The sequence below is a fragment of the uncultured Bradyrhizobium sp. genome (assembly GCF_947648125.1).
Classification (GTDB): domain Bacteria; phylum Pseudomonadota; class Alphaproteobacteria; order Rhizobiales; family Xanthobacteraceae; genus Bradyrhizobium.
Map to the genome: position 1 here is coordinate 183549 of NZ_CANSMR010000005.1, position 14929 is coordinate 198477.

The following is a 14929-nucleotide window of genomic DNA, read 5'->3' on the forward strand; positions in this document are numbered from 1 at the left end:
TCACCCCTTCGCCAGGCTCGCATCGATCAGCAGCTTGGCCACCGTCAGCGCCGACTGCGCCGGCAATTACGGTGACAGTGCACTAAATTGCCCGCGAGGGGTTAAAAGCAGTGTCACTAAAATTGAATATGTGGCTCAATCCTCGCTTGAGCTGCTGAGATATCGTTCAAGTTCGTTCTTGGCTTCGTCGTATGTGAGATGTCGCGCCACGGAAACCTCACTAACAAGTCGTCCGAACGCCGCCCTATACATCTCGTCGCGGCCACGCGACGGTCGCAACTCGCGGACGACATGGGAGAGTTCGACGATATCACCAGATTCGATGCGGCTTAGGCGCTGTGTCATTTGCTGCCGATGGTCACCATCGCAACCGGTCAAGACCGAAAGAGCAGCTTCAATCTGAGCTGAACTGGAAATCTTACGCATACCAACGTTTGCCACCTTGGCCGTTGGCACACGCAAGGTCATGCCTCCTTCCACGAAGCTGATGACGAACAATTCTAGCTCCGCCCCTGCTATGTTTTGGCTCTCGATTGCAACAATCTGGCCTACGCCATGGGCGGGGTAGACGATGAACTCATTGACGGCGAATCCGTTGCGCTCACGTATGGGTAAGCTCGGCACTTCTTTCGGTGCCGCAGTGGCAACAGCAGGCTTGCTGCTCGCTTTGAGGAGTTCCTGAGCATGCGCCTGTTCGCATAGACCTCGGAGTGTGTGCACGAGATTGGCGACATGCTCCTTTGGTAGGGAGGCAGTCAGACGTTGCGTGTAGGCCTGCAGTTCCAAGCCGTCATGGTGACACGCCGGGGCCACGATAGATACGGTAGTTTTCAGCTCCTCGTTCTTGCGCGCCACCAAGACGGCGTTCGCGGCGTAACTTCGCGCAGTGCTCGCCCATTGCGCCTTCGCAAGATAGCCGCCCAAGCACATTCCCGGAGAGAGTTCGACCAGAAATGGCGCAAGGAAATCGCTTCCACGTGCGTGCGTAAGCGCTTCAATCTCGTCGTTCCAGATCGGTTCACCCCACTCATCAAAAGGTTCACTCTCCAATCGGACCATATCCGCCGGAATCTCAGGTCTTTTGCGCGTCCAGCTAAACACGGTGCAGTCTCCTTCGTCGCCGCCGCAACCACCAGGCACAAGTATGCAAAACGGAATCACAGAGATTCCGAAACAAGCGCCTCGCGCCGGATGTTGATTTGATCTAAGTTGATCAGGCCCGTCGGCGCGCGCATCAAAACTACCGCCAAGGGCTCCTACTTGACGGCAAAGCGATAACTTGCGTGAAGTTTTTTGATTTATCAATGCTTCTAGAGGTCGGCTCTGGCGCTCCCTAGCGGAATCGCCCTCCCTACTTCAACCTTCAGAGAGCCGCGTTCTAACCGCCAGGCGAAGGGAGCGTTGAGAGAGAAGTCAGCACCTTGACGTCCAGCCTCTTGAGTCAATACATGACAATCGTCATATAAAATGGACCCGACGCCCGGGCAGTCTCGCGTCCCGGCCACGCCGGTTCACACGAAGGGCGCGACAGGAGCACCATGCGTCGAATTGTTGTGACGGGCCTGGGGACGGTGTCGCCGCTGGGCTGTGGCACCGAACTGGTGTGGTCGCGGCTGCTGGCGGGGCGGTCCGGGCTTGGCGCATTGCCCGAGTGGGCGGCGGCGCTGCCGGGGCGGGTCGCGGGACAGGTTCCTGACAAGGCCGCCGACGCCGAGGGCGGGTTCGATCCGGATTGCGCGGCGCCGCGCAAGGATCAGAAGAAGATGGACCGGTTCATCCTGTTCGCGCTGCTCGCGGCAAGCGAGGCCGTGGCGCAGGCCGGCTGGATGCCGGCCGAGGCGGATGCGCAGGCGCGCACCGCGACCGTGATCGCATCCGGGATCGGCGGGTTTCCCGCGATCGCGGACGCCGTGCGCACCGCGGAGAGGAGCGGCCTGCGCCGGCTGTCGCCGTTCACCGTTCCCTCCTTCCTGGCCAATCTCGCGGCCGGGCACATCACGATTCGATACGGCTTCAAGGGGCCGATCGGCGCGCCGGCGACCGCCTGTGCGGCGAGCGTGCAGGCGATCGGCGACGGCGCGCGGCTGATCAGGTCGGGCGAAGCGGACGTTGCGATCTGCGGCGGCGCGGAGGCCTGCATCGATCCGGTGAGCCTTGGCGGCTTTGCCGCGGCGCGGGCGCTGTCGACGTCGTTCAACGACACGCCGGCCCGGGCGTCGCGGCCGTTCGACCGCGACCGCGACGGTTTTGTGATGGGCGAAGGCGCAGGCGTGCTCGTGATCGAGGAGCTCGACCATGCGCTGCGGCGCGGCGCCAGGCCAATCGCCGAGCTCACCGGCTACGGCACGACGGCGGACGCCTATCACATCACCGCAGGTCCCGAAGACGGCGACGGCGCACGGCGGGCGATGGAGGCGGCGCTGCGGCAGGCCGGCTTGCAGCCCGACCAGATCCAGCATCTCAACGCGCATTCGACCTCGACGCCGGTCGGCGATCTCAGCGAATTAGAGGCCATCAAGCGCGTGTTCGGGCGCGAGGGAAGCGTTGCCGTCAGCGCGACCAAGTCGGCGACGGGACATCTGCTTGGAGCTGCCGGCGGCGTCGAGGCGATCTTCACGATCCTGGCGCTGCGCGATCAGGTCGCGCCGCCCACGCTCAATCTGGAAAACGCCGATCCGGCTGCCGAGGGCATCGACCTCGTCGCCAACGTCGCGCGGCCGATGGACATCGAACACGCGATCTCGAACGGTTTTGGATTTGGCGGCGTCAACGCCAGTCTGGTGTTTCGACGCTGGACGTGAGGCGGCCGGCGGCTCACCTCTCCCCGGCGGGGTCGAGACGAGCGAAGCTCGCTCTGCCGAGACGAGCAAAGCTCGCTCTGTCGAGACGAGCGAAGCTCGCTCTGAGGTCGATTTGCCGAGCAAATCGGGTGAGGGGCCGCAGGTCTCACGAGAGACCGTAACCCCTCACCCTGCGCTCCCAAGGGAGAGGTGAACCTTCGACGCAGCTCCAACGTCGCATCCCCCTCACGCCTTCGCCACGCTCGCATCGATCAAGAGCTTGGCCACCGTCAGCGCCGACTGCGCCGGCCCCTCTTCGGACTGCTGGCCGGTGACGTAGATGCCTTCGATGAGCAGCAGCAGGCCATCGCCGAGCACGGCGGGGTGACGCGCGCCCATGGCGGCTGCGAGCTCGCGCAGGCGCTTGCGAAACACCTTCTTGTGGGCTTCGGCGACCTGCCGCGCGGGATTGTCTCGCGCCGGATATTCCACGGTGGCGTTGCTGAGGCCACAGCCGCGATAGCCCTTGCGCACCGCGCGCGTCGACAGCACACGAATATAGGCGAGCACGTGCTCGCGCGCGTCGTGATAGGATTTTCCGCCGGGACTCTCGAACTTCTCCCAGAAATCCAGGTCGTAATCGCGCATATAGGCGGCGGCGAGATCGTCCTTGGACGCGAAGCTGCGATAGAGGCTCGGCTTGGTGACGCCGGCCCGCTCGACCACCTCATCGACGCCGACGGCGCGGATGCCCTCGCGATAGAACAGCTCGCTCGCGGAGGCGCGGATCCGGTCGGCGGCCCGGACCGGACGTTCCGCAGCGGGCTCTGTGGCTTTCTTCATGACGGCTCCTTACGGATTTTACACACGGCACGCTTGACAATGTTACTTACCGGTACGTATACATGCCGCATCGCAATACGTACCGGTAAGTAACATGCCAGACACCTCCATTCAAGCCGCCCCCACCTCGCGGCGGCCGTTCGGCCAGAACTTCGCGTTCGTCGTCGTCGCCGTGATCTTCCTGGCGCTGCTCGCGTCCGCCGGCCTGCGCGCGACGCCGGGCGTGCTGATGCTGCCGCTGCAAAAGGCCTTCGGCTGGGACGTCGGTGTGATCTCCTCATCCGCCGCGGTTGGCATCTTCCTCTACGGCCTGGCGGGCCCGTTCGCCGCGGCCGTGATGCAGCGCTTCGGCATCCGCCGCACGGTGCTGGGCGCGCTGGTGCTGACGTCGGCTTCGACCGGCGCCAGCTATTTCATGACCGCCCCGTGGCAGCTGTTCATGAGCTGGGGATTGCTCTCCGGCATCGGCTCGGGCGCGGTCGCCAACGTGCTCGGCGCTACCATCGTCAATCGCTGGTTCACCACCAATCGCGGCCTCGTCATGGGGCTGCTGACGGCGTCGACCGCGACCGGCACGCTGATCTTCATGCCGGGCCTCGCGGCGCTGGTGGAATGGGGCGGCTGGCAGCCGGTGGTGCTGACGGTGGCCGCGTGCTGCGCGGCGCTGATTCCGCTGGTGTATTTTCTCGTGCCGGAGCGGCCGGCGTCGGTGGGCCTGCGCTCGTTCGGCAGCCAGCACGACGATCATGCGGCGCCACCGGCGGAGGGCAATCCGTTCATCGCCGCGTTCTTAAACCTGGCGCGCGCCGCGAAGACGCGGGCGTTCTGGTTCCTGTTCGCCACCTTCTTCATCTGCGGCTTTACCACCAATGGCCTCGTCGGCACCCATCTGATCGCGTTCTGCGGCGACCATGGCATCGTCGAGGTGCAAGCGGCGAGCCTGCTCGCATTGATGGGGTTCTTCGACCTGTTCGGCACCACGTTCTCGGGCTGGCTCACCGACCGCTTCGATCCGCGCAAGCTGCTGTTCCTGTATTATGGGCTGCGCGGCGTGTCGCTGATCTACCTGCCCTACTCGGACTTCTCGCTTGTGAGCCTGTCGGTGTTCGCGGTGTTCTATGGTCTCGACTGGATCGCGACCGTGCCGCCGACCGTGCGCATCGCCTACGAGGCGTTCGGCGACAAGAACGCGCCGCTGGTGTTCGGCTGGGTGGTGGCAGGCCATCAGCTCGGCGCCGCCTGCGCCGCGTTCTTCGCGGGCTTCATGCGCTCGGCCCAGGGCGATTATCTGCAGGCCTTCATGATCGCAGGCCTCACCGGCATCGTCGCGGCCGCCCTGTCACTGATGATCACGAAACGGCCGGCGCAACCGGTGCTCGCCACGGCGTGAGCACGCGCCGATTGAGAACCAGCCCGGCTTTCCGGCGGACGCGCAGGTCGCCCATCACGAGTGGGCGTCCCACGCCCGCCGGTTGCTTTCGCGGCAAAACAGATATCAAGCGGCGGGCCGGCCAAGGACCACCCGCTTCGGCCCGACTATTCCTCGAATTATTCCTGGAAGCCGTTGCGCAATCGAGAGCGATCTGCCAGTTTTTCAACCTTTCATGGACGGGCGATCCACATCGCGGGGCATCCGACATGTCGGGTAGCGTGAGGGCCAAGACTTGAAGCTCAAGGCCTGAAGCTCTTGACCCGCTTGTTGCAACTGCTTTTGAAAACCCGGATCGGACCCTAGAGCGTTTGAAGAAGCCGGATGCCCGAAACAGGTGAAGCTCAAAAGTCCAGTTCGAGCGCCTTGCAGCTCGCCTTCGCGCAGGCCGTCGCGCTGCATCAACGGGGACAGCTGGCGGCAGCGGAGAAGATCTATGAAGACATTCTTAGGCAGCAGCCAAGCAACTTCGATGCGCTGCATCTGCTGGGCCTGATTTCCGCACAGACCGGCCGCAGCCAGCGCGGCGTCGACCTGATCCGGCGAGCGATCGGACTCAACGGCAACGTCGCGGACGCGCACAACAACCTCGGCAATGCGCTGCGCGATTTGCGTCGCATCGACGACGCGCTCGCAAGCTTCGACAGGGCGATCGCGCTCAAGCCAAACCTTGCGCCGGCGCTCTACAATCGCGGACTTACGCTCGCGGAGCTTGGACGCCACGGAGAAGCGCTCGCAAGCTACGATCGCGTGATCGCGCTGGTGCCTGACCATGCAGATGCCCATCGAAACAGGGGCGCCGCGCTGAGAAAGCTGGAGCGGCTCGAGGAGGCCCTGGCGAGCCTGGACAGGGCGATCGCGCTCAAGCCCAACGATGCCGGTGCACACAACGATCGTGGCAATGCGCTCAATGACCTCGAGAGGTTCGATGATGCGCTCGCGAGCTACGATCGGGCGCCGGGAATTGCCGGTGCGTGTTACAACCGCGGCAACGTGCTGATCAAACTGGATCGTCTCGAAGAGGCAATTGCAAGCTACGACAAAGCGATCGCGCTGCGGCCCGACTATGCCGAGGCCTACAACAACCGCGGCACGGCGCTGTTGAAGCTCGGGCATGTTGAGGCGGCGCTCGCCAGCATCGACAAGGCGATCCAGTACAAGGGCGACGATGCGGCTGCCTACGCCAACCGCGGCAAGGTTCTATCCACTCTGGCGCGCTATGACGAGGCACTCGCTGCCTATAACAAGGCTATTGGGCTCAAACCGGACCAGGCCGAGATCGAAGGCTATCGTCTACACGCCAAATCCCACATGTGCGACTGGGTCGACTTCGATGCCGAGTGCAGCCAATTGATCGAGTCGATCAGGAATCGGGACGCGACGACGCCGCCATTTCTGTTTTGTAGCGTTCCTTCATCGGCCGCCGACCAACTGCTCTGCGCCACGCGATGGACCGCAAAGAATCATCCACCGTCTGAAAGACAGCGCTGGCGGGGCGAGCGCTACCATCATGATCGAATTCGCATCGGCTATTTCTCGTCGGATTTTTGCAACCACGCGACATCGCTTTTGATGGCAGGGATGTTCGAGTGCCACGACCGGTCGAAATTCGAGACGGTGGCAATCTCGTGGTCGCCCAACGACCCTACGGAGATGCGCCGACGGCTGGAGGTGTCGTTCGATCGATTTGTCGAGGTCCGGGACATGAACGACGATGAGGTCGCCGACCTGATCAGACGCTTGGAAATCGACATCCTGGTTGATTTGAAAGGCTTTACCGCGGGATCCCGCACCAGAGTCCTCGGCCGTCGGCCTGCCCCCATCCAGGTCAATTATCTGGGTTATCCGGGAACGCTCGGTGCCCCGTTCATCGACTACATCATCGCCGACCGTACCGTGATCCCGGATCACCATCGCGAATTCTACAGCGAAAAGGTGGTCGCCCTGCCGGGCAGCTATCAGGCCAACGACGACAAGCGGGTCATTGCCGATCGCGTGTTTACGCGCGGCGAGGTCGGGCTGGCACCGACGGGCTTCGTGTTCTGTTGCTTCAACAACAACCACAAGATCACGCCTGACATGTTCGATCGGTGGATGAGGATTCTCGGCCGCGTCGAGGGCAGCATGTTGTGGCTGCTCGAAGGCAACGCCCGCGCTGCCGCAAATCTGCGCAAGGAGGCGGTCGCGCGTGGCGTCGCTGCGGAGCGCCTCGTGTTCGCACCGCGCCTGTCGATACCCGACCATCTCGCACGCCATCGCCTCGCCGGCCTGTTCCTCGACAGCACTCCCTACAACGCCCACACGACCGCCAGCGATGCGCTATGGGCCGGCCTGCCGGTTCTGACCATTCTCGGCGACACGTTTGCCAGTCGGGTCGCGGGAAGCTTGCTCCATGCGATCGGGCTGCCCGAGCTCATTGCGGAATCGCCGGAGGCTTACGAGCGCATGGCGGTCGATCTTGCGACCGATCCTTCGAGGCTCGCGGCGCTCAGAACCAGGCTGGCGGCCAATCGGCTGACGACACCGTTGTTCGATACCAAACGTTTCACCCGGCATATCGAGGCCGCTTACACCGCGATGCATGAGCGCCACCGGGCGGGCATGGCGCCGGACCATATCGTCGTCCCAGCGTGATCGTTGCTGCGTCGCCAACTTTCGCAGCCCTGGGTCGTCACTGCCCGAAGCGATAGTCAATCAAGCGCGGCGATCAGGGGATGGATTTGAGCGGCAGCTGGTGTCCTCAATCAAGAGCTCGTCGGGCTCCAAGTTTGTCGTGCATGCGCTGACCTCACGGCGTCCTATCCCGCCGAACAATGTCAGCTATTCGAGGAGGTGTCTGAGGGAGGCGGCGAGCGCCTGCGGGACAGATCAGCCGATTACCTTGAACAAGAAGAGGACCGACACGCCAGTGGTGCTCGCGAGGACTGACAAGCCGATCCGCAGCAGACGCTTCTCTTCTCTCTCGCCGACCCGCCTGCCGCGGACAGCTTCGAATGCGATGAGAAGGAGGCGACCTCCGTCCAATGGCAAGATGGGGAGGAGATTGAACAAGCCGACGGAAGCGGAGAACGCTCCAATCAGCACCTCCAGCCTCATATCGAGCGAGACAAAAGCAGACCCGCCCCCCTCAAAGTCGATCGCAACAAAATCGATCGCGGCCAGCACCAAATTGAGAAACGGTCCTGCCGCGTAGATCAATGCTCGTTGCGCCAACGACGCTGTCGAGAACGACCGCCGGTTGGCAGCATCGGAAAGCACGCAACTGCCTCCGATCGGCAAGGCTCCCATCTTCCAGCGCGTTCCCGATCGGTCAGTGTGACCAAAAATTTCGGGTCCGAGTCCAACGCTCAGCGCTGCCACACAAAATCCGAAAGAGCGCGCCATCAAAAGATGGCCAAGCTCATGGACGAGGAGGACCCCCAACGCTCCGACAGCCAATATCGAGCAATCCAAATACACGTGACCACGTCCAGTCCGTCGCCACCAGGAGGCCGTCAGGCCGAAGCAAAATAGGCACTGTTTTCAGGAGTTACAGCCACACGTCATTTTTGGCACCGTGAGCTTCGATAGATAGAATCGTGCCTTCCCTTAGAATCTCTTCCCTGACACTCTCATTTTCAGTTCTCGACATTCAGCCTTCGTTAATGAAGCCGCCTTGATTTGTGGCCTCTGATTTTTAGCGGCCCAATGTTCACGCATTGCAAGTAAGCATTGCTTAAGAGGGTATCCTAATATTGCAGCTCTGCCGAAACCGATCGGCGGATAAGAAGGCTGCGCTTTCTCCGGCCCTCTGTTTGCAAATGCGAGAAGCGCCTCTGCCGCAGCGACTGGTGGCAATTGGGACGAAGATTATGCTCCGCCGCTTGATGCTACGTTTCGCTGGAAACTGCGCGGCTAACGTCGCAGTGATCTTTGCGCTCGCGATGTTTCCGACTATCTTTCTACTCGGCATGGCGCTGGATTACACGCATGAGCAGCACATGAAGGTCAACCTCGACGCCGCCACTGATGCTGCCGCGGTCGCCGCGGTCACCTCGGCGATGATGCAACAGAGCCCGCAGGTCGCCCAGGCTACCGCAAAGAACGTTTTCAACATCACCGCCAATCCTCTGGTGAACAACGGCAACCTGGCCGGAAAGCCAACTCTCACGGTCGCGGTCAATTGCAGCAAACCCGACGCCACAACGGGCTACTGCACCTACGCCCCCTGCCCCGGCACGGACTCGGTCTATACTGACGCCGTCAACTCAAACAACCAGGTCGTTCGCAACGTCCAGGTCTGTTACAACGCGGCGTCAAGCAACGCCTTCCCGGCCGTGCTCCAGAAGGCGAACTGGCCATTCGCAGGCCAGTCAGGCACACGCAACCAGAGCGCACCCAACATCAACTTCTATCTCTTGCTGGACGCTTCGCCTTCGATGGCCATCGGCGCGACCTCGAGTGACATCAACACGCTGATCGCCAACACGCAAAAGCAGGTCGACTCAACCGGCACCAAGGGGTGCGGATTCGCGTGCCACGAAACCAATCCTTCCGCGGACAATCTGGGAAATCCGGGCGGCGCCAATCAAGACAACTACGCCCTCGCCCGCAGCCTCAGCCTCACGCTACGCATCGATCTGGTGACGCAGGCAGTCCAATCACTGATGAATACCGCCTACCAGATATCGAACATCAATAGAAATACTTACGGGGTCGCGATCTATTCGTTCGATTATCAGTTGAACAGTAGTTCGCCGATCTTCGCGCCTTCCGGAAAACCTGGAGTGGTGCGAACTCCCGTGACGCCCGCCTCGACGACGAGCTACACGGTGGCGACTATCCAGAATGCAGCCTCCAGTATTCAAGTCCTGCCCGTGTACAAGAACAACTGGCTAACATCGTCGAACAATAATAGCGACGCCGACACCAGCATCGCGGGTGCGCTGAGCGGTCTCAACCAGATCATGCCGACCCCGGGGAATGGCACCAACGTCGCTAACGATACGCCACAGGCAGTGGTGTTTCTCGTGACCGATGGCGTTGAGGACGTGAACATTTCGACCGACCCGTACACGGGCTCCTGCAACAAGACTCTCACCGGCAAGCGCTGCCAGCAGCCGCTAGACCCCACGATCTGCACCACCATCAAGAACAGGAATATCCGGATCGCGGTGCTCTACACCCAGTATGACGACGCGGCGCTCCATAAAAGCAACGCCTGGTACGATCAATGGGTCCACCCCTATAACGGGACGCCCAGCCAGATCGAGACAAATCTGCAATCCTGCGCCTCGCCGGGTTTGTACACCGAGGTCCAGACTGGAGGCGACATCACGGGCGCACTCCAGGCGCTGTTCCTTAAGGTCGCGTCCGACCCCCGTCTGACTCAGTAGAGAAAGCAGTCATGACCGCCACGCACGCCGCGCCCATGACCAAACGCCGCTGGCACACGTTCTTCGCCGACCGGAAGGGCGCAACCGCGGTCGAGTTCGCGCTAGTCGGGGCGCCGTTCATCGCCTTGCTGGTCGCCCTGATCCAGACCTTCGTGGTTTTCTTTGCCCAGCAGGCCCTGGAAACGGTGGTGATCCAATCGAGCCGGACGATATTGACAGGGCAGGCGCAGGCCCAGAACTTGACCCAGAGCCAATTTGCCCAGACGGTCTGCTCCAACGTTGTGATCTTGTTCAACTGCAGCAAGCTGATGATCGACGTCCAGGTGGCCGGCGCATGGACTTCGGCGAACGCGGGCGCGCCATCGCTGACCTTCGACAGCAACGGAAACGTGACGAACACCTGGCAATTCAACCCCGGCAATCCCGGTGACATCGTAGTCGTGCGGGTGATGTATCAGTGGCCGGTTGTCCTGGGTCCACTCGGCTTTAATCTGTCAAATCTCTCGAACGGCAACCGCCTTATAATGGCGTCTATGGCTTTCAAGAACGAGGCCTTTATCAACTCATGAGCCTGAGCGTTCATCGCGTCCGGAATTTATGGGTCGACATTCGCGCCGTGGCCGCGGTGGAATTCGCCATCGTGCTGCCGTTCATGCTGCTGCTCTTTGTGGGCGGCGTCGAACTCGGAAACGCGCTCGCGATCAGCGTCAAGGTCAGTCAGACCGCTCACACGGTCGCGGACCTGGTATCACGCAACGCATGCGTCACCGACTCGGCGCTGAGCACCATGCTTGGCGCGTCCTCGGTGACGATCGCTCCCTATTCCGCCGGGAGCGCAACGGTAACGGTGTCGGAAGTATCCACGGACGCCAATGGCAAAGCAACCGTGACCTGGAGTAAGGCGCTCAACGGATCCCCGCGGCCGGCAGGTCAGCCGATGACCTTGCCGTCAGCACTCGGCACTCCCTCGCCCGCCAACATATCGTTGATACTTGGCGAGGTCACGTTTCAATACACGCCCAACCTTGGCTATACGATTAGCGGGACGGTCCCGATCGCCGAGAGCTACTATCTGTTTCCGCGCGTTTCCTCCGTCGTTCAGTATCCGTGCAGCTGAGACATCGCGAGCCGAGGCGCGCCGATTCCGCCAACCTGCATTTTTTTCGCGATTTTATTCTGAATGGCGGGCCGTCCAGAACAAAACTGCGAACTCTTATGTCATTAAAATTGAAATGTAACCTTTAACCGCACCCAATTGAGGCGCGCGTCCGCGCTCACGATTCCCCGCGCCCTTAGTGACCGACGGAGCGCCGGTTCATTTCCTCCAGGGGCCCGCGCAGGGCATCGAACTGCGTGCCGAAACCCTTCAAGTCTCCGGCCTTCAATCGCTCCACCGCATGATTGTAATGGTCGAGCGCCTGCTGCGCCGGGCTCGCCGTCCCGCCCGCAGGCGACACCGTTTCCGTTGCGCTTGAAACCGCCGGCACCGCACCGGGCTCCGCGAACAATGCGGCCAGGGCATCAGCGAGCGTCTCCTTCATCACGACATGCTCACCGTAGGCTGCGATCACGCGTTTCAGCTCCGGCAGGTGTCCAAGCTCAGCGCGCAAATAGAGCGGCGAGACATAAAGGATTGAGTTCTCGATCGGGATCACCAGCAGGTTCGCACCGCGTATCACCCGCGAGCCCATCTGATTCCACAGCGTGAGTTGTTGCGAGATCTCGGTATTCTGATTGATCCGTGCCTCGATCTGAAACGGCCCGTAGACAAGTTTGTCCTTGGGGAACTCGTAGACAATCAGTTTGCCGTAGTCGGGCGCGTCGCAACGCGCCGCGAGCCACGCGATCATATTGTCACGACGGCTCGGTACCATGGGAAGCATCAAGAAGAACTCGGCCTGCGGCTCGCCGGGCAGCCGCATGATGATGTAATAGGGGGTCATCACCGAAGTGCCATCGCCGCCCGGCTGTCGCGGAAACTGCCAGAAGTCCTCTCGGTTATAGAAAGTTTCGGCCTGCTCCATGTGATAGGTTTGATACAGCCGCGCCTGAATCAGAAACAGATCTTCCGGATAGCGAATGTGCTTCTGCAAATCCGCCGGCATGGCCGTGAACGGCTTGAACAGGCTCGGAAAGATACGCTGGTAGGTCGCTGCAATGGGGTCGCGTGGGTCGATCAGATAGAAATCGACCGTCCCGTTATAGGCATCCGCAACAATTTTCACCGAATTCCTGATGTAGTTGAGACCGAGCTCCGGCACAGGCTGCGCGGAGGGGAAATAGGAGCTCGTGGTGTAGGCATCCTGCATCCAGAACATCCGCCCGTTGCTGATGACCAGATAGGGATCATGATCGAGCCTGAGGAATGGAGCGATCGTGCGCATACGTTCTGTGATATTGCGCCGGATCATGATCCGGCTGTCGGCCGTGATGTAGCTCGAGAGGACCAGGTTCGCGTCATTGAAGTAGTAGGCGAACAGCGTTCTCCATCCCAATGCTCCGATCGGCACGCCGTCGCTGCCGTCGTAGGCCGCATAGACGTTGTCTTTCCCCTTCGGATAATCGAACTCGGGGATGCTGGCCTTGACGATGACGTAGTCGTCGCTCTCTTCGCCGAAGTAGATGCGCGGTTCGGCGATCTTGGGACCGCCGTCCGCAACGGGCGGAATATCCCGCAAATAGAAGAACGGCAGTCCTTCTGTGGTCTTGCGGGTGACCGGGCTCATCACCGCGCCGTTGCCGTGCGTAAACAGCACGTGGCGGTTGACCCAGGTCTGCGCATTCGTGGGCAACAGCGAGGCCCGCAATTCGCGGGCCGAGAGCATCACGCTCTGGTAGGAGCCGTCGAGCCAATAGCGATCGACGTCAAAGTCATGGAATTTGTAGTAGGTGCGGATCTCCTGCAGCTGCGCGTAGGTATCCGACAGCGGCAGCCAGTCCCAGAGTCGTATATTGTCGATGGTGGCCCTGTTCGCTTCCAGCGTCTTGAAGGTCAGCCTCTGTTCGGCTGCAAACGGTTTGGCTGCGATCCGGTCGAGATTATAGGCCTGCCTGGTGAGAGCGATATTGCGTTCGATGTAGGGCTTCTCCAGCTGCAACTCCGTCGGTTTGACGACGAAGTGCCGGAACAGCAAAGGGACGATGCTCGATAGCACGACAGAGCCGACGCCGACGAGGATGAACCCGGCGGCAAGGAGCCGGTAGGTGCGGGCGCGCAAATTGGCCCATGCGACGAACGCCGCGATAATCGAAAGCCCGATCATCAGCCACAGAGCCGGCAGCCCCAGATGGACATCGGTGTAGCTTGCCCCGACCACGACACCATTGTCGCCGTAGAGCAGCAGATAGCGGTCGAGACCATAGGACCAGGCCTTCACCGCGAACAGAAGGCCAACCAGCGCCGAGCCATGCGCGATCACCGTCGACGAAATTGATCGGTTGTGAACATCGTACTCGATGTCGCCGCGCGCCCAGTAGATCGCTCCGGCAAACAGCGCGCTCAGGATGATTGCGAGCAGCATCCAGTTCTTGATCGCGATATAGGCGGGTAGTGAAAAGAGATAGAAGCCGATGTCCTTGTTGTAGAGCGGATCCTCCGCGCCATAGGGCACCTGGTAGAGAAACTGCAGGAAGATACCCCAATTGCCGGCTTCGCTTGCGGCAACCAGCACGCCGAGCAAACCCGCACCGAGCGCGATAAACCACGGCCGTGTTAGTCGATCGCGCAGCATTACGGACAGATCGGGGGGCGGCGCAACACCCGCCACGTTCCACGGCGCGGCTGGGTTCTGTGGCGGCCGCTGCATGGCAAACCGCGCCGCCAGCACTCCGTTCAGCCAGAGGACGACGGCGGTCGCCGCCAAGACGGCGGAAAAGACGATCGCCTTGGCGACTATCGCAGTCAAAAAAACCTGCAGGTAGCCGATCGAGGCAAACCACAGCCAATCGACCAGGAAGTCGCTCGCGAACGAGAGCAGGATCAGGCAAATCGTGATGACGACGGCCGCAACGATCAGCCTGACCACGCCACTTTGCCGTGGTACCTTCCGGCCGGGTCCGGTAATCCCGATCGTCATGGCTTGATCATAGCGGAAATGAGAGACGCCCGCCGCTTGATTCGTGGTCGGGATTGCCCCGCCAAGGAGCGATTCGAAGCTCCGTCGCCGGGACGGCGAATGAGCGCAAGGCGGCAAACCCTGCTGATGGGCCCGCACGATCAATCCGTTGTCGAGCAGGAAGACGCTCGCGGACGGAGTCGTGTCGGATAATGTTGTGGAATAGCGAACATTTGGCGCACCACTCAGAACAAAACTACGAACTCATACACAATTGAAATTGCTTGCGATTTTGTCCTACCCAATGATCCGGCGGCCGCCAGCGCCGCCTTCGGCCTCACGCGCTGCAGCAAGGCATCTCAGCACTTCTCACGACGGCATGCGCCTTGGATAGCTTTGGGATCGGAGTATTGTCGTCGGGAGTTGTCGCAGCTTTGAGACCGGGGA

At 61.3% G+C, this 14929-nt stretch carries 10 protein-coding genes; 6 read left to right on the forward strand and 4 right to left on the reverse strand.

Going from position 1 to position 14929, the window contains the following annotated elements:
- Positions 1-135: 135 nt before the first annotated feature.
- Entirely contained in the window at positions 136-1101 is a 966-nt protein-coding gene (locus Q0030_RS12380) for a CarD family transcriptional regulator (RefSeq protein ID WP_298367014.1), read from the reverse strand.
- Between the two features lie 437 nt (positions 1102-1538).
- Here Q0030_RS12380 and fabF point away from each other — a divergent pair, with 437 nt between their 5' ends.
- Positions 1539-2801, forward strand: a complete 1263-nt coding sequence (gene fabF / locus Q0030_RS12385; RefSeq protein WP_298367016.1) for a beta-ketoacyl-ACP synthase II — start codon at positions 1539-1541, stop codon at positions 2799-2801.
- Positions 2802-3026: 225 nt separating this feature from the next.
- Here the strand turns inward: fabF and Q0030_RS12390 are convergent, their stop codons facing one another.
- Positions 3027-3623 carry a TetR/AcrR family transcriptional regulator gene (locus Q0030_RS12390; RefSeq protein ID WP_298367018.1) on the reverse strand — a complete coding sequence of 199 codons (597 nt, stop codon included), beginning with the start codon at positions 3621-3623 and terminating at the stop codon, positions 3027-3029.
- A gap of 94 nt (positions 3624-3717) precedes the next feature.
- Between Q0030_RS12390 and Q0030_RS12395 the strand changes: the two genes are divergently transcribed.
- Both Q0030_RS12395 and Q0030_RS12405 read left to right on the forward strand, forming a co-directional pair.
- Positions 3718-5013, forward strand: coding sequence for an MFS transporter (locus Q0030_RS12395; protein WP_298367020.1), 1296 nt, complete (start codon positions 3718-3720; stop codon positions 5011-5013).
- Positions 5014-5376: 363 nt separating this feature from the next.
- Positions 5377-7686: a tetratricopeptide repeat protein gene (locus tag Q0030_RS12405; protein WP_363323452.1), complete on the forward strand. Its 2310-nt coding sequence runs from the start codon at positions 5377-5379 to the stop codon at positions 7684-7686.
- A 234-nt stretch (positions 7687-7920) separates the two neighbouring features.
- Here the strand turns inward: Q0030_RS12405 and Q0030_RS12410 are convergent, their stop codons facing one another.
- Entirely contained in the window at positions 7921-8511 is a 591-nt protein-coding gene (locus Q0030_RS12410) for a site-2 protease family protein (RefSeq protein WP_298367022.1), read from the reverse strand.
- Between the two features lie 392 nt (positions 8512-8903).
- Here Q0030_RS12410 and Q0030_RS12415 point away from each other — a divergent pair, with 392 nt between their 5' ends.
- The 3 genes from Q0030_RS12415 to Q0030_RS12425 are packed head-to-tail and all read left to right on the forward strand — an operon-like array spanning position 8904 to position 11544.
- Complete coding sequence (locus tag Q0030_RS12415; RefSeq protein ID WP_298367025.1) at positions 8904-10427, forward strand: pilus assembly protein TadG-related protein; 1524 nt, start codon at positions 8904-8906, stop codon at positions 10425-10427.
- 11 nt (positions 10428-10438) lie between these two features.
- Positions 10439-10996 (forward strand): TadE/TadG family type IV pilus assembly protein, encoded by a 558-nt coding sequence (locus Q0030_RS12420; RefSeq protein ID WP_298367026.1) that lies wholly within the window; start codon positions 10439-10441, stop codon positions 10994-10996.
- Positions 10993-11544 (forward strand): TadE/TadG family type IV pilus assembly protein, encoded by a 552-nt coding sequence (locus tag Q0030_RS12425; protein WP_298367029.1) that lies wholly within the window; start codon positions 10993-10995, stop codon positions 11542-11544. Before Q0030_RS12420 ends, Q0030_RS12425 begins: the two co-directional genes overlap by 4 nt.
- A gap of 175 nt (positions 11545-11719) precedes the next feature.
- Here Q0030_RS12425 and Q0030_RS12430 read toward each other — a convergent pair whose 3' ends face one another.
- Complete coding sequence (locus Q0030_RS12430) at positions 11720-14503, reverse strand: UPF0182 family protein (protein ID WP_298367031.1); 2784 nt, start codon at positions 14501-14503, stop codon at positions 11720-11722.
- Positions 14504-14929 lie beyond the last annotated feature (426 nt).

Bases quoted from the DNA above. Each gene is read 5' to 3' on its own strand.
- fabF (WP_298367016.1), top strand. From the start codon at position 1,539: ATGCGTCGAATTGTTGTGACGGGCCTGGGGACGGTGTCGCCGCTGGGC.
- Q0030_RS12390 (WP_298367018.1), bottom strand. From the start codon at position 3,623: ATGAAGAAAGCCACAGAGCCCGCTGCGGAACGTCCGGTCCGGGCCGCC.
- Q0030_RS12395 (WP_298367020.1), top strand. From the start codon at position 3,718: ATGCCAGACACCTCCATTCAAGCCGCCCCCACCTCGCGGCGGCCGTTC.
- Q0030_RS12405 (WP_363323452.1), top strand. From the start codon at position 5,377: ATGCCCGAAACAGGTGAAGCTCAAAAGTCCAGTTCGAGCGCCTTGCAG.
- Q0030_RS12415 (WP_298367025.1), top strand. From the start codon at position 8,904: ATGCTCCGCCGCTTGATGCTACGTTTCGCTGGAAACTGCGCGGCTAAC.
- Q0030_RS12420 (WP_298367026.1), top strand. From the start codon at position 10,439: ATGACCGCCACGCACGCCGCGCCCATGACCAAACGCCGCTGGCACACG.
- Q0030_RS12425 (WP_298367029.1), top strand. From the start codon at position 10,993: ATGAGCCTGAGCGTTCATCGCGTCCGGAATTTATGGGTCGACATTCGC.
- Q0030_RS12430 (WP_298367031.1), bottom strand. From the start codon at position 14,503: ATGACGATCGGGATTACCGGACCCGGCCGGAAGGTACCACGGCAAAGT.